The organism is Hungatella sp., from assembly GCF_046966825.1.
Window position 1 is genome coordinate 19,341 of sequence record NZ_JBKVCZ010000020.1, and the last position, 22,857, is coordinate 42,197.

Below are 22,857 nucleotides of genomic sequence, written 5' to 3' on the forward strand. Positions count from 1 at the left end.
ACGAAAATGAATTGTACCGGAACCTATGACAGAACCATATTTTATAATCCCGCAAATAAATACTGTATTATCAGTGTAAAAACTTCAGACCGGACAATCCCGGAGAACGCCCGCTCGCCTGTACGGAATAAGGATCACCTGATTCGCTTTATTGCCGTAGGATATGAGCTGCCCCGCACAGACGCGGTGGAGTTATCGCTGGAGGGGGAATGGGTGCTCAACAAAAAGCACGGTTATCAGTTACAGGTGGAGCAATGGCAGGAAATTGTTCCTAAAACCAGAAGCGGTGTGGAAGGATATCTTTCCTCCGGGCTGATTAAGGGAATTGGCCCCAAGATGGCCTCTGACATAGTAGCCAGATTTGGCGTGGGTGTCATTGACATTTTGGAACAACAGCCGGAACGTCTGCTGGAAATCAGAGGAATAACGGAAAATAAGCTGGAGGATATTAAAACCTCTTACGCGGAAAGCCGTATGCTTCGGGATCTGATGACCTTATTGGCTCCTTATAAACTGACGCCAAAGACAGCGTTGAAGATATACCAGCACTTTGGCCCTGCCAGCATGGAGATTCTAGAAAACGACCCCTTTGAGCTGTGCCAGATTTCAGGCTTTGGCTTCCGGCGGGTGGACAGTATCCGGCAGAAAAGCGGAGGTGATCTGCATGACCCCTTGCGTATCAAAGGCGCGCTTCTCTGTGTGCTGGACGAGGCAAAAAGGAAAAATGGACATTTATTCCTGCTGAAAAAGGATCAGATAAAGGCGGCCTTATGCCTGCTGAATGAAAAGATTCTGCTTCCCGGCCAGCGTATTCGGGAGCAGCAGGTGGCGGACATGCTGCAAGAGCTTATTTTAAGCGGAACCGTTGTGTCGATGAAGGAACATATTTATAAACCTAATATTTTTGCAATGGAAGACGAGACGGCCCGCCAGATTGCGCTGCGGCTGCTGGACAGAACGCCATGCCCCAATATGGATTCCATTCTGGAGCAGGTAAAGGCCCGGTTCGGTCTTACCCTGTCTGTCAAGCAGTCAAAAGGGGTTCAACAGGCATGTGTCTATAATCTCTCCATTATAACGGGACCGCCAGGATCAGGAAAGACCTCTGCCATTAGAGCAATCATCGAGATGTTCCGTATCCTGAATCCGAAAGGTAAAATTATGCTCATGGCTCCTACCGGCCGTGCGAGCCGTCGAATGGTGGAAAGCACAGGATTTGAGGAGGCCAGCACGCTTCACAGCGGTTTAAGTGTAATCAGCGAGGAAGATGAAAACTGTAGGAAAAGGGAACCCGAGGCTTTAGAAGCTGATTTAATTATCGTGGACGAGGTTTCCCTGGTGGACATGTGGCTGATGTGCCAGTTCTTTAAGCGGATAAAACGGGACACAAAAATTGTATTTGTGGGTGATGTGGACCAGCTTCCAAGCGTAGGCGCCGGCAATGTACTGTATGAGATGATTCATTGTGGTTTGATTCCTGTCACTGTGCTGGACGAAATTTTCCGGCAGGATAAAGACAGCCATATTCCCCACAATGCCCGATTGATTAACAAAGGCTGTACCAAGCTGCACGACAGCGGTGACTTTACTTTTATTCCCAGCGTCAACCAGGTAAAAGCCGCGGAGCTGATTGTTGAAGGCTATTGTCAGGAGATTTTGGAAAATGGGATTGAGCAGGTACAGATACTCTCACCGTTCCGCGAAGATGGGGCTGCTTCTGTCACTCATTTAAACGCGGTTATCCGGGAGAGGGTAAACCCATTCTGTTCTACAGAAGATGAAATACACGCAGGAGCCATATCTTTCCGTGTGGGTGACCGTATTATGCAGACAAAGAACACGGAGCACGTATCCAATGGAGATTTGGGATTTATCCGGTATGTTAAGGATACGCCGGAGGGAACACGGATCGGCATGGATTTTGGAGCCGGTCGGGAACTGGAATATGGGATAGAGGATCTGTCACATGTGGAGCTGTCTTATGCCACTACGGTCCACAAAGCCATGGGAAGCGAGTTTTCAATCGTATTGATTCCGGTGCTGGAGGCCCATAAAATCATGCTTTACCGCAATCTGCTTTATACGGCGGTAACGCGTGCCAAAACAAAGGTAATATTGATAGGGCAGAAATCAGCGCTCCTTACAGCGATTCACCGAGATGGGAATAAAAAGCGCAATACGCTTTTAGGGTATCGAATCCGGCTGTATTACAGAGCATTTGCCAAACGGGCGGGACTTCCGATACCGGCAGATTTAGAGGAACTTGAATTGAAAAACGCAGGTTAAAAATGAGATACAGCGTGCAGAAAAAGCATGGCGTGTCTCTTATTTTATTTATGAAAGGGGTTTTTGCAATGAGTGAAAAGAAACATCAAGTAACATCTTTGTACGAGGGGATTCCTGCTGTGGCAGAGCTGAACAAAGTCCAGGGCTTTGACCCGCGTAAACTGTTGCGCCGGACTGTCTCAAGAACCGGGAAGGAGGAAGTCCTGAAGCTGGATCTCCGGTATAAAAAGCTGTGGTTTCGGCTGGCTTACCCCAATGGGAGGCTGAAGCTAAACGCGCTTCGTATCACGGAACAGCTTGCGATTTTTGAAGCCAGGGTTTATATGGACCGCAGTGACGCGGAACCCATTGGCAATTTTACAGCCGCCTGCACCTGCGGGGAAATCCCGGACGGGCATTATGTAAAGGCGGCCCAGGAGGCGGCATTGGACGAGGCGCTGACAAACTCCGGCTTTGGTTTGCAGTTTGCCGATGTATGCGTTGGTAAGAATGAGGAGCGGTATGGAAGTGAAATTCCTCTGGCTGACGGACAGATTGCCGGGAAGGACAGCAATGTGGTGAAGCCCGGGGCAGACGGCCGGCAGCAGGATGGAATCTCGCCGCAGACAGCAAAAGTCACCGAAACTCCGCTACAAATTGCGGATAATATAGAAATTCCAAAACAGACTGTAAACACTGCCACGGTTACGCAGCAGATTCCAAATACCGGTGAAAGCCCACAGCGAAGTGCTGAAATTACCAAAATCCCGGTGCAAGCGGAAGAAAGGACAGTCACAACACCGGCGGCGGACACCTTACCCCAGAGAGAACATTCAGATACCAGCGGGGAAATGGACCAGCTTCCAACGGAATTAATGGAGGCTGCCGCTGATGATAAAGCCGAAAGTATGAAAACAGATACGTCCAGCCCGAATTGTGGGGCTGGCTCCGGTCGGGTAATCCAGGAGATGGAACAGAGCCAGGTCAGCTATACGGCGGATATGCCTGTGGCGGAGATCATAAAAAGAATGACCTTTGAGGAAGCCCAGCGTGTAACGGTTGATGAAGGAACCTGTAGCGGCTGGACCATGGCCGAGGTGGCAGAACGCCGTCCGCCGAGCCTTAAATGGTATGTCTATGGTTATAAGAAGAATAACAATATCCTCCGGGCGGCGGCCCAGATTATGTGGGATTCGCTGAACGGACAAAAAGCCGGTTAAAGATTACGGATTAAGGTTTACATCCATGAAGAAGGGAGAAACGGCAGATGGACTCTTATCCCCAGGATTTCCCGTATGGGATATTGGACGTGGCGGAGCTGCTGCATTTACAGAGACGGCGGCCAGGACCAAACAGCATTTATACAGACTGCCCGTTTTGTGGAGACCAGAGGGGTAAGATGAACCTGAACTATGTCAAGAATGTGTGGCGCTGTAATTATTGCGGAGAACAGGGCGGAATGTTAAGCCTTTACGCAAGGCTGAACCATATCTCAAATTCAGAGGCCAACAGGGAAATACGCGAGGCCCTCCGGATTGAGAATACCGTGCACAGCAGCAGGCGGGATTTAAACTTCACAGAAAGTACCGGTGATTCCGGTTCGGGATTACCGGCGCCCGCGGCTGTACCGGAAAACAGTATGGGTCAAGCTGGCATGGCTTTAAAAGAAATTCCGCAATCTCCCCGCGCCAGCATACAGGAGATTCATCAAACTCTTTCTATGCTTTTTGGAATGTTGACGTTGAGGACGCCGCACCGATTGCACCTGCGCTCTGCGAAGCGCGGGCTGTCCGATAAACAGATTGATACTTTGGGATTTAAAAGCACGCCTCCGCCCTTCCTATGCCGTTCTCTTACGGACCGGTTGATTCAGCAGGGCTGCACGGTACAGGGCGTTCCGGGATTCTATCTGGACGAAGGCGGCAGATGGACGGTGAAATTCTTCCGCAGGACATCAGGCATCCTGATTCCGGCAGTCGGCATAGACGGTTTAATCCGCGGCGCACAGATATTGCTGGATACCCCAATGAAAGATAAAAACGATCCGCCGGATAAAGCGGGGACAAAGTATATCTGGCTTTCATCTTCCAACCGGAATATGGGGGTCACGTCGGGAAGTCCTGTTCATTTTATTGGGAATCCATGTTCACGCACCATCTATATCACGGAGGGGCTGCTGAAAGCAGATATTGCCCATATGCTGATGGACCGCTCATTTGTGGCTGTGGCAGGAGCTAATAATGTTCAGCAGTTGGACTCCATGTTTGCAGCGCTGGCCCAAAATGGAACGGAGCTGATTGTAGAGGCAAATGATATAGATAAGTTCAGTAACAATATGACTTCCAGGGGAGCCTCAAAAATATATCTGATGGCAAAGCGGCATGGCATGGACTGCCGGCCGCTGACCTGGAATCCTAATTACAAGGGAATTGATGACTGGCAGCTTGCGTTACGGAAGAAGGAGAGGCAGGAAAAAGAGACACCGAAAATAAGCTTCAGGCAGATTTATCTTTTGGGAAGGTGCAGCTTTGAGTCAATAGATGGCTGTATTGAGCTGGCGGACAGAGCCGGAGAATGGAACAAATGACGGAATACTTGGGGCTGTCGGTGGCAGAATATGAGGCATATGTCCGGAACGGAGCCGGAGCACTGAAAACGCTTCTGAATCCCAGCGGCTTGCTGGCAATTCCTATTTATCAACTGGATTTTGACGGAGAGAGAAAGACTATCCCCTTTGCTTTTATGGGGATTGACGCGCTGCACAAAGCCAATTATACACAGCCGCCTGCCGCAGAATACCGTCTGATGTGCGAGGATACATTGATTTGTCCTGTGGACAGGTCAGAAGCGCAGGTTTTAGAACAGATTTTCAGCCGTTACAATGGAGAATTACCGGAAGGATACCATGGGCGCAGCTTGGCGCCGTCAGATGTGGTGGAATTGCATGAGCAGGGTAAGAGAAGCTACTTTTATCGGGATAAAGAGAACTTTGTCCCGGTAAATTTCTCCCCCTTTTTTGTAAAGCCCATGAAGGAAATAACAAAGTCCCTGCCAGAAGGGGATTGAAGAAACATGATACTTGATGTTTACAGGTAAAACAAAGGCGCGGAACAGGGTAAAATCCTATTTCCGCGCCTTTGTTGTCAGGAGGAAAATGATGACAAAGAACGATTTTATTTATGAAGTAACAGACCGAATCCGACACAGGGCGGGCAGTTCCTGCGAGGTGCAGGTTAAAAAAGTTCCTTACAATAACGGGCAGCATTTGACCGGAATCATTTTAAAGAAAAATCCGGGAGTATCACCGCTTATTTATCTGGATAAATTTTACGATCATTATGTGTCCGGCAGTATGAGCATGGTTGAAATTGTGGATGAAGTTGTAGGGATACAAGAAGATGGCGGATTACAGGAACTGACAAGTGACGGCCGCCTGGCTGATTACGAGTTCATGCGGTCAAAGATACGGTTGAGGCTGGGAAATTATGAAGCAAACAAAGTTCGCCTGGAAAAAATGCCGCATGTTCTGTTTCTGGATACTGCAATTATGTTTTACATAGAGATTGACAGTAACCGGCAGAGGACGCTGACTGCCGCTGTGGAGCATCGCCATTTGGAAATGTGGGGAATTGAAAAGGAACGTCTCTATGAAGACGCGCTGCACAATATGCGTGTGTATTGCCCGGTCAGGATAAGGCCAGTTATGAACGTTATAAAGGATATTGAAGATAAAGTATATGAGGAATTACATATTTCAATGCCGTGTGAAGAGACGCTTCAAAACGGTGGATTTTGGATTATGGCTGCTGAAGCAGGGGGACAAGGCTCCGCCGCTCTCATATATGGAAATGGTCTGAAACGGTTCGCCCAGTTAATTAAAGATGATATTGTGATACTGCCTTCCAGTCTCCATGAAGTAATACTGATTCCTAACGGGCTGGCAGGCGGGGAGTATGGACATTTTTCACGCATGGTTGAAGAGGTTAATAATACCGAAATTTTAAAGGAAGACCGTCTGTCAAATAGTGTTTATTTATATAGCAGAGACAATGATTCTATCAGCATCGCACACAAGGGTCCCGATTTATGATGTTTCAAGCGGCAGATTGAGAAGGGAGATTTTATTAATGCAGGATTCTTTAAAGATTGAGACGTTACAGCATATTGACACGGAAGCCGTCAATCAGACGGAACAGGCGGCAGAGGAACTTCTCCTGCCTGCCGATCTGGAGAAAATCCAGGAGGAGCCAGAGGAAAAGAACGATAAAGAGGACATAAAGCGTGCCGAGCATGAGGCTGCCGAAGCAAAACGCAAAGAAGAATGGGAGGCAAAGCAGCAGGCGGAAAAGGACGCCGAACAGGAGCAACTGGATAAATTGAAGGCCATGGATAATGATGAGGTGATGGCGGCGTCCATGAGACGTGTCAGCGCTGATACGGAGCGTTTGACACGGCGGAATATGAAGGAGTGCGTGTCGGAGCATATCCAGACCCTGTGTCTGGAAAGCCCGGATTTCGCCCGGCTGGTGATGCACCCGAAAAAGAATATGATTCACTGCTTTCGCTATATTTACCGCAAAGCCAAGGATTTTATTGAGCAGGATATGAAAGACAATAATGTTGAACTGACAAGCGGATTATATGGCGAAGATGTTCCGGATGAACTTTGCTACCAGTGGGCCGAGGATTATTTCAGAGATATGTATGCGGAAGAGGATAAGGAGAAAGAAGAAAAATTTGTTCCCAGGCAGTATCAGGCAAAAACAGTCAGTAAACAGCAAAAAACGGTTAAGAAAAAACCGGAAAAAAAGCAGGAACACAAGAAACAGGAGGTTCCGGCAGATGAAGGTGTTGCAGGGCAGCTTCTGCTTAATTTTATTTCGGAGGTGAAAGCAGGATGAAGTTAAATAAAAGGGCTTGCCGGAAATACGCAGAGCCAAAATGGAACATGGATTTAAACAATGGTTTATTCTCTGCGGATCAGCTTCAGTATCTTGTGAGAACAGTGATAAAAAATGTAGATCATCAACGGGTTCTTATTTTATATGTCTACGACAAGAAACAGGTGGCGGCAGGTGAAACACGCCCTCTGTGGACTATGTTCCAGAGCCGTAATGAGTACATCACCCTGGCCCGCCGGGAGAATGGGGATACCTGCTGGAGAAGCGCAATCTTTGACAATTTGGACAGGGGTTACTCGTTTAGAAAAAAATGTGCTTTCTATTCCATCAGTGACGAAAAAAGGGTGGTGCGGTTCTGCAAAAAGGAGCAGGAAGACGGCTTTACCTCTCTATACACGCTGCAGTACAGTATAATGTATCAATGTATGCAGCGAAAAAGATATAAAAAACAAAAGGTAATTGTCAGGAAAATGAAGGAGGTTCCCAGCCTGCCAGGAGGTTTTAAACATTGGGTTCACAAGGAGGTTATGCCTGCATATATATTCTATACTTACTCGAAAAACAGGAAATGGCTATCTGGATATTGTACCGCCTGTGGGAAGGAGGTTAAGATATCCGGAATAAAACACAATGGCGGGGGAAGCTGCCCTCACTGCAACAAGGACGTGATTTATAAAAGCCGTGGCCGCCGTGGAAGTATCATTGATCGGGAAACGGTGCAGATTATTCAAAATATTTCTGAAAGAGAGTTGATTGTCCGTTTTGCAAAAATATATCGCAAATATCCAAATAGTGATATACCGGATGACGATATCTATGAGAGCGCCAGAATATTTGTTACCTGGGATAGTAATGGGGATATGAAGGAAGAAGATTTTTATTGTTCTTTTGAATCTGGTGATATGACTCCATGGAAGAAAGGGACGCGACCGGTGTTCAGCAGATGGCAAAATAATTTTAATGCAGATAATTGTGGCTATCTGTATGATAAAAATTTAGATTCGGTACTTGAAAACACGCCTTGGAGATATGCACAGTTAAAACAGTTTTATCAGGCAACATACACACCATTTTATGTGATGAATTACTTGAATAGATTTGTAGAATATCCAATGATGGAATATATGGTGAAGCTGAAATTATACAAGCTGGCGGCCGATATTGTAGATCCACGCTACTATTACAATACGCTTAATCAGGTAATCAATCCTAAAGGTAACAGTATTAATGAGGTGTTAGGTTTGGATAAAAGCCATCTTCCACTGCTTCAGAAGGTTAATCCGGGCAGCAAACAGTTTGAACTTATTAAAAGGTGTTTAAAGAACCGCATTAAATTTGATGAGAACCTTTTTCACTGGTGTGGAAGGTATGGAGTTGGCCGGCTGGAAAACCTGACGGTTCCATTGCAGTACATGACCGTACACAAATTAATCCGATACGCCAGTGAACAGTTTGAACAGTTTAAAAGAAAAAGCTGGTCTGATCCGGTAGGCTATTACGATATGGAAACGCTCTTAAACAACTACAGAGACTATCTGTGTATGTGTGAGGCGTTGGAATATGATTTAAGTAATAGCTTTGTCCTTTATCCTGCAAATCTGCCAAAGGCACATGATAAGGTTAATGATTTATCGGATACGGAGCAGGCGCTGGCTTATGAAAAACAGATTCAAAGGCTCTATCAAAAGCTGAACAGCCATTATGAGTTTGCTCGGTCCGGCTACTTTATCGCTCTCCCGCGATCTGTGAAGGAGATTATTGAAGAGGGACACAAACTGCATCATTGCATTGGATCGTATGTCAAAAGGATTGTCAAAAGACAATGTCTGATTTTGTTTTTGCGAAAAGTCAAGGAACCTGATAAGCCTCTCTGTACAGTTGAATTGAATGGAGTGGAAATTGGACAGACGAGTATGTTCTCCAACAGACCGCCAACCCCTCCGATTAAAGCATTTTTAAAGATATGGGAGCGGGAAGTTTTACAGGCGCCTGCGCTTCAAGAGGCGGCTTAAAACCGGATGCCGTTTAGCACAAATTGGGAAGACAATGATATGATTTGTGAACTAAATTTTGGCATATATACCGAGAAGTAGGTTATGAAGAGCGGTAACAGAATGGAGAGAAGGGGTTTTTCATGCCCTCTCTCCATTCATGTTAATTAATCAAATTGTTTTCTATCCCAGTTATAAATTTTGCTATATATATTTTCTATAATATCCTCTACATTCTCGAAATTACCGCTTTCAGTATAAATAACAGTTCCATGTTCGTTCAATGCATAAGCTGAATAACTACCTTGAGAAGTGCGCATATGGATAGTCGGAATACCTGAACTGCTTTTATTTATCAGAGGAAAAGTAACCCTCCAGTTTCCTTCTGTCCATCGGCCCGATGTGACAAAATACCCATACAGCTTATACTCGCCAATGTTATCTGGGGAAATATCAAAAACGTATTCCTGGTAGTCGATAGCATCGGAATTTTCCGTTTGTTCTCTAAAAGAGATACTATAAGTATGTTCTAAGCGCTCTCCGCTGCTATCCATGAGATAAAAAAATCCATGATTGTCTTTTTCCAAATTATTTTCAACTGCGGTCTGAAGGTGAAGCTTTCCATCTACATAACCGGCGCCCGTTAATTCAATTCCCTCGACAGGAAATTCACTTTGGGGATCAGAAGGTATTAATGCGGTTGTAGTATCTGATAGTTTAATTCCGCTGCTTCCGGTTAGCGATACGGTTTTAGTTTTTTCTGTAATTGGGATATCTGCAAGATCAATGGGGATAAGGATATCTTTGTAATACATTTTATTGCTCAAAAACCCTTTTAAAGAAAAGGTTATTTTATCACCGGATATATCCCGATCTGTCCAGTCGCTTATCGTAACCAGAAATGTGGCTGTTTGAGATTGTGTGTCAAACCCAACAAATTTACATGTACTTGAACTATTAAAAGGCTGATTGATGGAGTAGCTGTCATAAAGGTCGGTCGTAGCATCAACTCGGTTGTCTGTCAAATCCTGTATAGTTAAATATACTTCGGCTATATTGTCATGGATATAGGCTGATACCACCTCTAAACGTATTCCGTTGTCCTCGTCAGATTTTTGCATGGGCATGAAGAATTGAGCAATGTCTGGGGAAACCATGTACATTAGCTGATAAACTGATTCTATATTTGATGCTAACGCAGGCAGAGAAAAGGATAGCAGGATACATATAACAGTCGATACTGCGATTATTTTTTTAAATGGTATTCGGCATTTCTTTTGATTACGGGAAATTATTAGTATATGGTTTACCAAATGATCGCTTGGGCGAATTTGGGCGTTAAAGTGTTTATATTTTTCTCTAAACATAATCTTCTTCCTTCATAATATCCTTTAACTTAGCTCTGGCACGGGTTAACTGGGTTCTTACTGTAGAGTTTTTTCTGTTTAGGATCATACCTATCTCCTCGACAGACATATCCTCATAGTAAAACAAATGCAATACTTCACGGTATTTAGACGGTAATTGCTGTAATTCATAATAAAGTTCTATATCCTCCCTGGTCTCGAAGGGGATACTATCATTTAACGGTTCTGTTTTTCTAATCCACGCAGAATTCCATAACTTTTTAGAGCAGTTTAATGTAACCCGGATTAGCCAGGCTTTTCGATGTTCTTCATCATGGAATACTGGTTGTTTTTTTATATAACGCAGAAAGACCTCTTGGTATACTTCATCTGCATCATAGGTTGTACCCATTTTGGCAAAGGCCAGACGATATACCATATCTGAATAGAACTGTATTACTGTTTCTACGCAATCATCCGCACGTAATGATTGTCTGTCCATTTTCATCTCCCTTCACTATTAACACCCCGGAAGCAACGCTAAGGCTACAAAATTTATTGAAAAATTTTATATAGTGCACTTCCTAAAATAAAAAGGCATAGCTCACCTGCAATAGTATAGCTATACCTTTTAAAGCTGTAAATTTAGGAGTGACAAATTCAGGCATATTACCCTTATTTAATGCTTTCATTGTATTTCCGAATAAAACATATAACGCTTCCCGCCGCTGTGTTTCGCGCGGTAAAGCGCCTGGTCCGCCTGCTTAACCAGCTCCGGCAGACTGCCGGCGTCCGATGGATAAAAGGCGATTCCGATACTCACAGCCAGACCGCATTTCTTTTCTGCCATTTCCATCTGCTTTACCATCTTATCAATGAGCAGCCGCGCCTTTTGGGCAGCCATCTCCGGCAGAACAATGTCACTTGAATACACAATAAATTCATCTCCGCCAAGGCGGGCCACAAAGCTGTCACTGCCAAAGATTTCAGTCAGGCAGCGGGCGAATTTCCGCAATACAAGGTCACCTTCCGGGTGGCCCAGGGTATCGTTAATTTGCTTGAACTTATCTAAGTCAAATATCAACAGAGCGCCGGCGCCCTCTGTTGCATGAAGCAGTTCCGGGAGTCTCTTTTCTACCGCCAGCCTGTTATTTACGCCGGTAAGAGGGTCAATCAACGCCTCCTGTTCAGCATTCAGCAGTAGTTTTTTCTGTTCGCTGATATCGAAAAAGGCGCACAGGACTGTTTGAGAGGTATCCGAACAGTCAAAATTTCCATAAACCCACTTCATCTGCCCGTTGGCATCCAGCACCCGGAATTCATGTGCTGACAATCCATCAGGAAGGACAGCAAGAATTTCACGATCCTGGGGATGGATGACAGGGAGCAGGAAGCCCCCAATCCGTTTATCAAATTCCTGGGGCGAATATGCGAGGAAATGATAAAAAGCATCATTTGCGTCCAGTATGGAGTAATCGCGGTCTTTCCTAAACTGAACCACGGAACTGGGCACGGTCCGGTATATGGACCGGATATTCTGATAAGCTCGCTGCAGCGCTCTGTGGCTCTGGTGTTTTAAGTAAAAAATGAGTAATGCTACAAATGAAAACGACAACAAAATGACGCCGCTGTAAAAGCTCGTGCTTTTTATGATTGCCTGCGCTTTCGCGTCAATAACATCAGAAGGGATTACCAGAGCCAGGTTCCAGTCATTGATTCCTACGGGAATATATTTCATAATGCGTTCCTGGCCGTCCCTTGCATAAGTAATGCTGCCGCCGGCGCCAGATTCCATATTGCGGAGCATGGCTTCTATATCGTCCGCGGTCAAAGTGCTGGACGCGTTTTCCGCAATTTCAGTAAGCGTTTTATATTCTGACGCCATGGAATCGGTTAAAGCCCGGAAAATAATGCTTCCATCTGATTTCATGACATAATTATACCCTTTTCCATCAAAGGCGCCGATTGTAAACAGCTCGGACAGGTTTTCCATGGAATACCGCCCAAGCAGTACGCCGTTTAACTTTCCGCTGCTATTGATTGGTACGGATATTACAAGTTTTTCACTTTTTCCGTCGATTTCCGGCAGCCACATGACGGAGGACTCACCGTGAATCGCACTCTGAAAGTAGGGTTCCCGGGAGATGTCTGGTGTTTCCGGATATTCGGGCACGTAAAGCGTGCCGTTGGTATCCGCAACAGCCATCCATTTAAAGCGGGTAATATCAATCCATTGGCTTAATATGTTTAAGGTGCGCGGCTCTGATAGCGGCAGATTAAGCTCGCCGATAGAAGCCGCCAGCCCCTCCAAATAGGTCTGATCGCTTTTTACGCGTTCATAAATGAGTCGGGCGCTTTGTTCAGTCAATTCTTCCATGTAGGTGTCTGTTTCTTCCTTCAAGGCTGTATGGACAAACTTACCATAAATCACGGTTGTTATGATAATGACCGCCAGCACCGGAAAAAGCGAGATACCTATGGCGAACAAGGGCCTTTTATAAAATCGCATGGTAGTTCTCCTGTCTTATGTATCAGTGAAGCTGCCAGTAAATATTGATATTATATAATGGCATAACCTACTTGGTCAATGTGTTTTCTTGTAATCAATGAGGCCAGTAAATTGAAACAGAAAGTATTAAATATTTGTTAAAATTGCGCCATGGCTGTTGACAGAAGATGCGTCATCCTCATATAATGCCAATAAAACACCCAAAACTATTTTTTACAGAAAGGATCTAAACTCTATATGGACGACGCCGATAGCGACGCTGCCCCATGTTATAGTATTAAAATAAATGGAATAAGTTTCAGTACATAGAAGGCATAACCTGCGCTTTGTTATAAAGGCGCGGGCTATGTCTTTTTGTGTTCTGACTTAGAATAAATAACTGATTACATCTCATGAAAAGAAAGGAGTGGTCTTTCCTATATGGAAAATCACAAGCGACTGCCTTGGCACGCATCAGAGCCGGAGGCAATCTACAAAGCGTTACACACCTCTGAAGAAGGACTTAGCGATGCCGAGGCGGCCGATAGGCTGGAGCATTACGGGCGCAACGAGCTGCGCCAGAAACCGAAAAAAACAATCTGGCAGATGATTAAGAGCCAGATCACCGACCCTATGGTGCTGATTTTAATTGGCGCGGCGGTTTTCTCCGCTGTGCTTCAGGAATGGACGGAAGCAATCGTTATCCTGACGATTGTAATTATCAACGCGGTAATCGGGATTGTACAGGAAAAGAAGGCGGAAAGCTCCCTCGAAGCCTTGAAACAAATGAGCGCGCCTAACGCCAGAGTTCTGCGCCAGGGGGAGGAAAGCATTGTGCCGGCCAGTGAACTGGTTGTGGGAGATATTGTCCTGGTTGATGATGGAGCCATGGTTCCGGCAGACTTACGGTTAATCGAATCAGCTAATTTAAAAATACAGGAGGCGTCACTTACGGGAGAATCCGTTCCGTCGGAAAAGGACGCCAGGGAGACCATGCCGTTAGAGTGTGTGCTGGGAGACCGGGTGAACATGGCGTACACCTCGTCTATCGTTACCTACGGACACGGAACCGGCGTGGTGGTGGCAACCGGCATGGATACCGAGGTCGGCAATATCGCCGGACTTTTAGAGAACCAGGATGAACTGGACACCCCGTTAAAGAGAAAGCTGAACGCGGTGGGCAAGACACTGACTGTTGTTGGTATCATTGTATGCGCCCTTATTTTTGCAATCGGCGCGTTTTACGGAAGGCCGCTGATTCCCCAGTTTTTAGTAGCAATCTCTCTGGCAATTTCTATTATCCCGGAGGGGCTGCCCGCCACGGCAACCATTGTTATGGCATTGGGCGTCCAGAGAATGGCAAAGCAGAACGCCTTAATCCGGAAGCTGCCGGCGGTGGAGACATTGGGCAGCGCCACGGTAATCTGCAGCGACAAGACAGGAACTCTGACCTTAAACCAGATGACCGTCACCCAGATTGCGGTGAACGGGGATTTTGAGGCGGGAAGGACAACACCGGTTGAAAATGCCGGTAAGGAGCACCCGGACGTATACCGGGAGCTGGTCTACGCCGGCGCGCTGTGCAATAACGCAAGCCTGGACCCGGACCACGAGGGAGAAATCATTGGAGACCCCACGGAGGGCGCGTTGATTTTCCTGGCCCAGGAGTTCGGGATTGACCATGAAGAACTGGAAGAGACGTATCCGAGGCTGTTTGAACAGCCCTTTGATTCGGAAAGAAAGCGGATGTCAACCGTCCATGAAATCAATCAGAAGCTGGTTTCCTATACAAAAGGCGCGGTGGATGAAATGCTGCCCCTGTGTACTGGGATTATGACGTCCAAAGGTGTCCGGCCGATTACGCAGGCTGATATCAGGCAGATTCAGGAAATGTGTGATTCCATGTCACAGAAGGCCCTGCGCGTGCTGGGATTTGCTATGAAAACCCTGAAGCGTCTGCCGGAAAACGAGGAAGAAAATATTGAGTTTGATATGACCTTCATCGGTGTCGCGGGTATGATTGACCCGCCGAGAAAAGAAGTGGCGGAGTCCGTCCGCACCTGCCGGAACGCGGGTATCCGCACCATCATGATTACAGGCGACCATAAGGTGACCGCCCTTGCCATTGCAAAAGAGCTTTCCATCTGGCAGGAGGGCGACACCGTGATATCCGGTGAGGACTTATCCGCCATGAGTGAGGAAGAACTGGACCAGGCGGTGGAACACGCCACGGTCTTTGCCAGGGTATCCCCGGCCGATAAGCTGCGGATTATCCAGTCTTTAAAGCGGAACGGTGAAGTGGCGGCCATGACAGGGGACGGCGTGAACGACTCCCCGGCGTTAAAAGCCGCCGATATCGGCGTGGCGATGGGGCGGACGGGAACAGACGTGGCAAAGGAAGCGTCGGACATGATTCTTCTGGATGACAGCTTTACCACCATTGCTTACGCGATTAAGGAGGGACGCCGCGTCTACCGGAATATCCAGAAGGTTATCCAGTTCCTGCTGGCGGGAAATATAGCGGAGATTACAACGCTGTTTCTGGCAACCTTGTTTAACTGGGACGCTCCGCTCCTGGCGGTGCATATCCTCTGGGTGAACTTAGCGACAGCCACGCTGCCGGCTCTGGCCCTGGGCGTTGACCCGGCCAGCAAAAATATTATGAAGCATAAGCCGGTGAAGGCGGGAACGCTGTTTGAGCGCGACTTGATTGCCAGGGTGATACGACAGGGTATTTTCGTGGCGGCTATGACAATCGCCGCGTACTTTATCGGAGCGGGTCAGGGCAGCCATACCACCGGCCAGACCATGGCCTTCAGCGTTTTGGCGATTTCCCAGATGCTCCGCGCGTTTAACCAGAGGTCCAACACCGAACCCATCTGGGTGCGGGCGGAGGGTCCGAATCCGTGGCTGGTTGTATCGTTCCTGATATCAGCCGGTCTGATGGCGTGTATCCTGTTTATCCCGGCGCTGCAGAGCGCTTTCCGGCTGACTTATTTAACCGGAACACAGTGGCTCACTGTCCTGGGGCTTTCCGCTATGTCCATTGTGCAGATGGAAGCCGTGAAGTGGGTGAAACGCGCCAGAAAAAGAGAGAAACGATGATTTCTACGAGGAGGTGAAGTATGAAAACAGAGAAAAGAAGAGCGTTTATTATTCATTTTGCATACTTTTCAATTTTGTTTTTGATGGCTTTTGTGGTGTTGAAATATGGTTTGTCCATGCTTTCCCCGTTTGTGGCAGCCTTTTTGATTGCATGGGTCTTAAATGGCCCCATTGGATTTGTGTCAAAAAGGCTCCGGCTAAGCTGGAAGGCAGCCGCGATTCTAGTGGTGCTGTTGTTTTACAGCACCATCGGGTTTTTGATTTTCCTGCTGGGTGTCAAGGCGTTTTCCGCGGCAAAGGAACTCATTGGCAGCCTGCCGGATATCTACGCGTATTATGTGGAGCCGGCTTTAATCAGTTCTTTCGACAGTTTTGAGCAGTCGATTTTCCGGATAGACGATACACTTCTTTCTGCCTTCATGGAACTGGAAACCCAGTTTGTCCAGTCGGCGGGGCAGATGGTTTCAAGCCTGTCCATGGACGCTATGGGGCATATCTCCGGATTTGCCTCTTCCTTACCCGGCTTATTTATTGAAATGCTGCTCGTGATTATTTCTACGTTTTTTATTGCATTGGATTATCACCATTTGACCGGATTTTGCCTGATGCAGCTTAACGGAAAAGCGAAGGACATATTTTTTCAAATCAAAGAATATGTGGTGGGAACCTTACTTGTGTGTATCCGTTCCTACGCGCTGATTATGACCATTACGTTTGTGGAGCTGGCGGTGGGACTGTCTGTCATAGGGGTGGAAAACCCGGTTCTGATTGCGTTCCTGATTGCGCTCTTTGATATTCTTCCCGTATTGGGAACCGGAGGCATCATGATTCCATGGACGGTTCTCACGGCTCTGCAGGGAGATTATCCGCTGGCGCTGGGGCTTCTTTTGGTTTATTTGTTTGTCACGGTGGTCCGCAACATTTTAGAGCCGAAGATTGTCGGCAGCCAGATAGGGGTACACCCTGTGATAACTCTGGCGGGCATGTTTGTCGGCGCGCAGTTGTTTGGTGTCCTGGGTCTGTTTGGTTTTCCAATCGGGCTTTCGCTGCTGCGCCATTTAAACGAAAAGGGAGCTATAAAAGTATTTAAGATGGCGGAGGAAAAATAATGAGTGTGGGTATGATTTTTGGCTTATTGGGCGGTCTGGCGCTGTTTCTATACGGTATGCAGATGATGAGCGTCAATTTAGAGGCGGCAGCGGGAAACCGTATGAAGCATATCCTGGAGCGCCTGACCGCCAACCGTTTTTTGGGTGTCTGCGTGGGCGCCGTTATCACAGCGGTGATTCAGTCCTCTTCCGCCACTACAGTTATGGTGGTGGGCTTTGTCAACTCCGGGCTTATGACGCTGCGGCAGGCGGTCTGGATTATCATGGGAGCGAATATCGGAACCACGGTCACGGGGCAGTTGATTGCTCTTGATATCGGCGAGCTGGCCCCGCTGATTACCTTTATTGGCGTGGCGCTGGTTCTTTTTGTAAAAAGGAAAAATGTCCAGTTTGCCGGCGGTATTATCGCCGGTCTGGGAATCCTGTTTATCGGCATGGGCATGATGGGGGAGGCCATGGTTCCTCTGCGGGAATCGGATACCTTTGTCAATCTTATGACCAGGTTCTCGAATCCATTTCTGGGGATTTTGGCGGGCGCTGTCTTTACAGCGATTATCCAATCATCCTCCGCATCGGTTGGAATTCTGCAGGCCCTGGCTGTCAGCGGCCTGATTGGGCTTGACAGCGCGGTGTTCGTGCTGTTCGGGCAGAATATCGGAACCTGTATCACAGCCGCGCTTGCTTCCATTGGGGCGAGCCGTGACGCAAAAAGGGCTACGCTGATTCATCTTTTGTTTAATATGATTGGAACGGCTGTATTTACGGCGGTCTGTATCATCTGGCCGCTCACAGGCCTGGTGGGAAGTCTTACGCCGGATAACCCGGCGGCGCAGATTGCCAATATGCACACGCTGTTTAATATTGTGACTACGCTTTTGCTGCTGCCGTTTGGAGCACAGCTTGCCCGTCTGGCAGGAATACTTCTGCCGGATAAGCCTATGGGGAAGGCGGAGGAAGAACGCTGGTTTGAAGACCTGCTGGAATCGGAACATGTGCTGGGTATTTCGGTAATCGCCAGAAAGCAGTTAAAAGAGGATATCGGGCGTATGCTTCATCTGGCCGCAGAGAACGTAGAAAAAGGATTCCTGTCATTTGAGAACAGGGACGAGGCGGAGTTGGAGAAAATTTTGGAGCGCGAGGAAGAAATTGACCTGCTGAATGCCCGGCTGTCGCGGAAGATCTCTAAGGTACTTCAGGCGGAGCATTCCCCGTCAGAGGTGGAAGCGCTGCGGCATATGTTCACTGTAATTGGTAACATAGAACGGATTGGCGATCACGCAAAGAATCTGGCGGGATATGCAAAAAACATGATAGAGCGGAAGTTGGAGCTGTCGGAACAGGCGTTAGGAGAGCTGTTGGAAATGAGGCAGTCCTGCAAGAGCGCCCTGCGGCTGCTCTGCAACGCGGATTATATAGCATCCGGTTATCTGGCGGAGGAAGCGGCTCTGTTGGAGCAGAACATTGACGATAAGGCGGCGCAGTACCGGCTAAACCAGCTGGAGCGCATGGGAGTAGGAACCTGCCATGTTGAGACGTCCATTTTGTATTCAGAGATTTTGACGGATTATGAGCGGATTGGCGATCATGTACTGAATATTGCCCGTGCCTGGGCCGGGCTGGAAGATACGGAACGGTTCTCTGTAAATGAAAAGGAGAGATTATGAAACCTGGAAGAAAAAGTCTGGCGGCTATGCTCTTGCTGCTGGTTTTAAGTATTTATGCTGTCTGGTTTGGCCTTGGGGAAGAGATGAAAGGCGCCAGAGATATGCGATTTGGCATTGATATCCGTGGAGGCGTGGAGGCTATCTTCGAGCCTGTGGGCTTAGACCGCGCCCCTACAGAAACAGAGGTCACGGCTGCCCGCAACATCATGGAATCCCGGCTGGATGACAAAAATATTCTGGACCGGGAGGTGACGGCTGATTCTGACCGGGGCTACGTGATCGTCCGTTTCCCATGGAAATCAGGGGAGACGGAGTTTAACCCGGAGGCGGCGATTGCAGAGCTGGGAGAGATGGCAAATCTGACATTCCGTGATGAAGCCGGAAATATCATGCTGGAAGGAAAGGACGTGTCTACCAGCAACCCGGTGGAGAGCAGTCAGACCGGTCTGAAGCAGTATGCTGTGGAACTTCATTTTACGGAGGAAGGCGCGGAGAAGTTTGCGGATGCCACGGGGAAATTGATCGGGCAGCGCATGGGGATATTTATGGACGATACTATCATCTCCAACCCGGTGGTGAGGGATCAGATTACAGGCGGAAACGCTATTATTGACGGAATGGAAAGTTATGAGGAAGCAAAGGAACTGTCCGACAAAATCAACGCGGGCGCCCTTCCCTATTCCATGGCAACGCGGAATTTCAGCACAATCAGCCCTTCCTTGGGCGCCGCCGCCCTGGATATCATGGTGGGGGCGGGCGTTGCGGCGTTTGTGTTAATCTGTGTCTTTATGGTGGTGAAATACCGGCTGCCGGGTTTTGTGGCCTGCCTTGGTCTGGCTTTCCAGACGTGTCTGCAGCTTTTGGCAATCTCCGTTCCCCAGTATACGCTGACGCTTCCGGGTATCGCAGGTATTATCCTGTCCCTGGGAATGGCGGTGGACGCTAATGTAATTATTAATGAAAGGATTGGCGAGGAGCTAAGAGACGGGGCGTCTTTGAAGGACGCGATTCTCGCCGGGTATAAACGCGCCTACAGTTCCGTGATGGACGGGAATATCACCAGCGCCATTGTGGCGGTCATTTTGATGATGTTCGGTTCCGGACCTATGCTTAGCTTTGGTTATACGTTGCTGGCCGGAATCATGATCAATGTGGTAATCGGAGTGTATTATTCAAAGGTGATTCTACTATCCATGGTGAAGGAACGGCATTTTTCCGCTCCCGGGTGGTTTTGCAGTAAGAAAGAACAGCGGATTTATCAGTTTATGAAGTACAGGAAGGTCTGGCTGTCCATATCGGCTATTGCCCTGTTGATCGGTTTTCTGGGGCTTGCCAGAAATGGCGTGAGCCTGGACACCCAGTTTACCGGAGGTACGACTCTGAAATACGAGATTCAGGAAGAAACGGATTCAGAACAGCTTGCGGCTTCCCTGGGGGAAGAACTGGGGAGAAACGTGAGCGTCCAGTTTACCAGGGAGGACGGCCAGGGAAAACAGTCCATGGTAGTTACCTTCTCCGGAAAAAAGGGAATCAGCCCGCAGGAACAGAAGCAGGCCACGGATTTAATCAGCCGGGAATATGGGGAGATGGGAGCGGCGCTCTCGGAGACGTATTCCGTCCAGCCCTATATTGGGCGGCAGGCGTTAAACCGCTCTATGATTGCCATGGGGCTGGCAGCGGTACTGATTACCCTGTATGTATGGATACGGTTCTCGATTCTGTCCGGGCTTTCGGCGGGGCTGGCGGCCATGGCGGCGCTGGTTCATGACGTGCTGATCGTGTTTGCCGTGTTCCTGGTGTTTGCGATTCCGCTGAACGATGCGTTTGTGGCTGTGGTGCTGACAATTATTGGATATTCCATCAATGACACTATCGTTATCTATGACCGGATTCGGGAAAATATGAGAAAAGGGGAAGGGACGGAGGTATTCCGTTTAGTGGACATGAGCGTTTCCCAGAGCGTGTCCCGGTCGGTCTATACGTCCGTGACAACCGTGATTGGCGTGCTGATTCTGGTGGCGGTGTCCTGGTATTATCAGATACCTTCCATCTTTGAATTTTCTCTTCCGATGCTGTTCGGAATTATGAGCGGCTGTTTTTCCTCGGTGTGTATTGCCAGTATCCTGTGGGCATTATGGGTGAAAAAGCGGGAAACGTGGCAGACGGAGGAGGTGGAGCCTGATGGGACATGATTTAACCGGGTTGTAATACCATAAGTCTAAAGAAAAACGGGACGCAATTTTAGCTGGCTGCGCCCCGTTTTTTTTTAATCTACTAATTAAGTTTTTTGCCTATTCTTCAGGTAAAGAGAGCTGATTCTCCGCCACTGTTACCCGGATTTTCTCCACCCGCTTTTCCGCCATCTTTAAGACCGTTACATTTAAGTCCTGGTACTCAAAGGAATCTCCCTCTTTCGGAATCCGCCCGGCCAGCTCCATCACCCAGCCGCTGGCGGTGAGGAAATCAAAGTCCTGTTCCTTCTGCAATAATTCAAAAAGACGGTCGATATTGGCACTTCCAAGAACCAGATACTCCTGATCGGATACCTTCTCTATCTCCTGTACGACCGTATCGTGTTCATCCCAGATATCGCCCACCAACTCCTCTAAAATATCCTCCAGTGTGACAATACCCACGGTTCCACCGAATTCGTCCAGAATGACAGCGATGTGCATTTTGTCCCGCTGCAGCTCTTTCAAAAGCGGGCCTATTTTTTTAGTTTTAGCGATAAACATAGCGGGCTTAATCATTTCCCGTATATCCCTGTCGGTGCGGATAATATAGTTGTGGAAATCCTTCTGATAAAGGATACCGATGATATGGTCGATATTATCCTCGTAAACCGGCAGCCGGGAAAAGCCGGTCCGGGCAAACAGTTCCGCAATTTCTTCCTTATCCGCATCGGTGGGGATTCCGATAATGTCAATTCTCGGGGTAAAGATATCGCCTGCCTCCAGCTCCGTAAATTCGATGGCGCTGCGGATCAGAGTTCCTTCCTGCTGGTTGATTCCCCCGCCCTGCTCGGCCTCGTCCACAATGGTAAGCAGTTCCTCTTCCGTGATTCCCTGTTCATCGGATGAATGGAAGACTGCGGACAGCAGCTTTTTCCACTGACGGAACAGGAAATTGGCGGGAGTCAGTATTTTGACAAAGACACTAAGGATAGGCGCCGAGAACATGGCGAACCGCTCCGGCGATTCCTTGGCGATACTCTTTGGGGATACCTCCCCGAATATCAGGACAACAATCGTGGTTACGACTGTGGAAACGCTGGCTCCGGCTTCATCTCCCAGGAAACGCACAAAAATGAGCGTGGACAGGGAGGCGCAGGCAATGTTCACAATGTTGTTGCCGATCAGAATTGTGGAGAGCATACCGTCGTAGTCCTCGGACAGCTTCATGACCAGGGCGGCCCGTTTGTTTCCCTTCTCCGCCATGTTCTTTACCCGGATACGGTTGAGGGAAGAAAATGCTGTCTCCGTGGCGGAGAAATAGGCTGACATGATGATACAAAAAACAATGATAATCAAAGATATAGTGTCACTTTCCATTAAAATAGTTCCTTTCTGTGGTGGTTTTTTCTTTTTTTACACGAAAACAGGCATAGCTTCCCGTAATGGGCGCAGCTATGCCTGGCTATGTATGAAATAACAAGAAGTTCTTATATAGGGCAGCGTCTTCTGGCGCGTTGTCCGGCATGTAATGTATTCCCTCCTCCGATTTGTTGATATGGCAAGATTATACCAGAACAGCGGGAGGGAAGCAACAAAAATATATCATTTTGCACACCGTTTTCAGATACATACAAATTTAATAAATTTTTTGTTAATTCTGTCGTCATCCTGTTGACAGAAGCCATATTATCCCAATATAATGCTAAAATAACCGGAAAGTTTACACGGTTAGCCAGAAAGGAAATAAAAGATACATGGACAACGCCGACAGCGACGCTGCCACAAATCGAAGTAAAACCTGTAATAAAATAGAT

At 47.7% G+C, this 22,857-nt stretch carries 15 protein-coding genes; 11 read left to right on the forward strand and 4 right to left on the reverse strand.

Annotated features, from left to right (window positions below; all coding sequences use genetic code 11):
- Positions 1 to 6 precede the first annotated feature (6 nt).
- From ACLTD4_RS08740 to ACLTD4_RS08770, 7 genes are all read left to right on the forward strand, one after another.
- The gene (locus tag ACLTD4_RS08740) at positions 7 to 2,286 is read left to right on the forward strand and encodes an ATP-dependent RecD-like DNA helicase (protein WP_412313741.1); all 2,280 of its coding nucleotides are present in this window, start codon (positions 7 to 9) and stop codon (positions 2,284 to 2,286) included.
- Between the two features lie 68 nt (positions 2,287 to 2,354).
- Complete coding sequence (locus ACLTD4_RS08745; protein WP_412313740.1) at positions 2,355 to 3,485, forward strand: hypothetical protein; 1,131 nt, start codon at positions 2,355 to 2,357, stop codon at positions 3,483 to 3,485.
- Positions 3,486 to 3,532: 47 nt separating this feature from the next.
- A complete protein-coding gene (locus ACLTD4_RS08750; protein WP_412331238.1) occupies positions 3,533 to 4,852 on the forward strand; it encodes a DNA primase in 1,320 nt (439 codons plus the stop codon).
- Positions 4,849 to 5,331, forward strand: a complete 483-nt coding sequence (locus tag ACLTD4_RS08755; protein WP_412331239.1) for a YodL domain-containing protein — start codon at positions 4,849 to 4,851, stop codon at positions 5,329 to 5,331. The genes ACLTD4_RS08750 and ACLTD4_RS08755 overlap by 4 nt, the downstream gene beginning before the upstream one ends.
- Positions 5,332 to 5,419: 88 nt before the next feature.
- Complete coding sequence (locus ACLTD4_RS08760; RefSeq protein WP_412313737.1) at positions 5,420 to 6,355, forward strand: DUF5688 family protein; 936 nt, start codon at positions 5,420 to 5,422, stop codon at positions 6,353 to 6,355.
- A 37-nt stretch (positions 6,356 to 6,392) separates the two neighbouring features.
- Positions 6,393 to 7,166, forward strand: coding sequence for a Cas9 inhibitor AcrIIA9 family protein (locus tag ACLTD4_RS08765; RefSeq protein ID WP_117622499.1), 774 nt, complete (start codon positions 6,393 to 6,395; stop codon positions 7,164 to 7,166).
- Positions 7,167 to 7,831: 665 nt separating this feature from the next.
- Positions 7,832 to 9,178 (forward strand): PcfJ domain-containing protein, encoded by a 1,347-nt coding sequence (locus ACLTD4_RS08770; protein ID WP_412331240.1) that lies wholly within the window; start codon positions 7,832 to 7,834, stop codon positions 9,176 to 9,178.
- 146 nt (positions 9,179 to 9,324) lie between these two features.
- On the opposite strand, the gene ACLTD4_RS08775 is transcribed toward ACLTD4_RS08770, so the two are convergent.
- The 3 genes from ACLTD4_RS08775 to ACLTD4_RS08785 all read right to left on the reverse strand — a co-directional run bounded on the left by ACLTD4_RS08775 (position 9,325) and on the right by ACLTD4_RS08785 (position 13,012).
- The gene (locus ACLTD4_RS08775) at positions 9,325 to 10,524 is read right to left on the reverse strand and encodes a hypothetical protein (protein ID WP_412313735.1); all 1,200 of its coding nucleotides are present in this window, start codon (positions 10,522 to 10,524) and stop codon (positions 9,325 to 9,327) included.
- Positions 10,517 to 11,005, reverse strand: coding sequence for an RNA polymerase sigma factor (locus ACLTD4_RS08780; RefSeq protein WP_412313734.1), 489 nt, complete (start codon positions 11,003 to 11,005; stop codon positions 10,517 to 10,519). The genes ACLTD4_RS08775 and ACLTD4_RS08780 overlap by 8 nt, the downstream gene beginning before the upstream one ends.
- A 186-nt stretch (positions 11,006 to 11,191) precedes the next feature.
- Complete coding sequence (locus tag ACLTD4_RS08785) at positions 11,192 to 13,012, reverse strand: diguanylate cyclase domain-containing protein (protein WP_412313733.1); 1,821 nt, start codon at positions 13,010 to 13,012, stop codon at positions 11,192 to 11,194.
- A gap of 420 nt (positions 13,013 to 13,432) precedes the next feature.
- Here ACLTD4_RS08785 and ACLTD4_RS08790 point away from each other — a divergent pair, with 420 nt between their 5' ends.
- Genes ACLTD4_RS08790 through secD form a run of 4 tightly spaced genes read left to right on the forward strand, consistent with a single transcriptional unit; the run spans position 13,433 to position 21,061 of the window.
- Positions 13,433 to 16,096 carry a cation-translocating P-type ATPase gene (locus ACLTD4_RS08790; RefSeq protein WP_412313732.1) on the forward strand — a complete coding sequence of 888 codons (2,664 nt, stop codon included), beginning with the start codon at positions 13,433 to 13,435 and terminating at the stop codon, positions 16,094 to 16,096.
- Positions 16,097 to 16,116: 20 nt separating this feature from the next.
- On the forward strand, positions 16,117 to 17,205 hold the full coding sequence (ytvI, locus tag ACLTD4_RS08795) for a sporulation integral membrane protein YtvI (RefSeq protein WP_412313731.1): 1,089 nt from the start codon (positions 16,117 to 16,119) through the stop codon (positions 17,203 to 17,205).
- Positions 17,205 to 18,869, forward strand: a complete 1,665-nt coding sequence (locus tag ACLTD4_RS08800; RefSeq protein ID WP_412313730.1) for a Na/Pi cotransporter family protein — start codon at positions 17,205 to 17,207, stop codon at positions 18,867 to 18,869. The genes ytvI and ACLTD4_RS08800 overlap by 1 nt, the downstream gene beginning before the upstream one ends.
- Entirely contained in the window at positions 18,866 to 21,061 is a 2,196-nt protein-coding gene (gene secD / locus ACLTD4_RS08805; RefSeq protein ID WP_412313729.1) for a protein translocase subunit SecD, read from the forward strand. The genes ACLTD4_RS08800 and secD overlap by 4 nt, the downstream gene beginning before the upstream one ends.
- A 99-nt stretch (positions 21,062 to 21,160) precedes the next feature.
- Here secD and ACLTD4_RS08810 read toward each other — a convergent pair whose 3' ends face one another.
- Positions 21,161 to 22,420, reverse strand: coding sequence for an HlyC/CorC family transporter (locus tag ACLTD4_RS08810; protein ID WP_412313728.1), 1,260 nt, complete (start codon positions 22,418 to 22,420; stop codon positions 21,161 to 21,163).
- Positions 22,421 to 22,857: the final 437 nt, after the last annotated feature.

Coding starts and splice junctions, on each gene's coding strand:
- ACLTD4_RS08740 (WP_412313741.1), top strand. CDS start 7: ATGAATTGTACCGGAACCTATGACAGAACCATATTTTATAATCCCGCA.
- ACLTD4_RS08745 (WP_412313740.1), top strand. CDS start 2,355: ATGAGTGAAAAGAAACATCAAGTAACATCTTTGTACGAGGGGATTCCT.
- ACLTD4_RS08750 (WP_412331238.1), top strand. CDS start 3,533: ATGGACTCTTATCCCCAGGATTTCCCGTATGGGATATTGGACGTGGCG.
- ACLTD4_RS08755 (WP_412331239.1), top strand. CDS start 4,849: ATGACGGAATACTTGGGGCTGTCGGTGGCAGAATATGAGGCATATGTC.
- ACLTD4_RS08760 (WP_412313737.1), top strand. CDS start 5,420: ATGATGACAAAGAACGATTTTATTTATGAAGTAACAGACCGAATCCGA.
- ACLTD4_RS08765 (WP_117622499.1), top strand. CDS start 6,393: ATGCAGGATTCTTTAAAGATTGAGACGTTACAGCATATTGACACGGAA.
- ACLTD4_RS08775 (WP_412313735.1), bottom strand. CDS start 10,524: ATGTTTAGAGAAAAATATAAACACTTTAACGCCCAAATTCGCCCAAGC.
- ACLTD4_RS08780 (WP_412313734.1), bottom strand. CDS start 11,005: ATGGACAGACAATCATTACGTGCGGATGATTGCGTAGAAACAGTAATA.
- ACLTD4_RS08785 (WP_412313733.1), bottom strand. CDS start 13,012: ATGCGATTTTATAAAAGGCCCTTGTTCGCCATAGGTATCTCGCTTTTT.
- ACLTD4_RS08790 (WP_412313732.1), top strand. CDS start 13,433: ATGGAAAATCACAAGCGACTGCCTTGGCACGCATCAGAGCCGGAGGCA.
- ytvI (WP_412313731.1), top strand. CDS start 16,117: ATGAAAACAGAGAAAAGAAGAGCGTTTATTATTCATTTTGCATACTTT.
- ACLTD4_RS08800 (WP_412313730.1), top strand. CDS start 17,205: ATGAGTGTGGGTATGATTTTTGGCTTATTGGGCGGTCTGGCGCTGTTT.
- secD (WP_412313729.1), top strand. CDS start 18,866: ATGAAACCTGGAAGAAAAAGTCTGGCGGCTATGCTCTTGCTGCTGGTT.
- ACLTD4_RS08810 (WP_412313728.1), bottom strand. CDS start 22,420: ATGGAAAGTGACACTATATCTTTGATTATCATTGTTTTTTGTATCATC.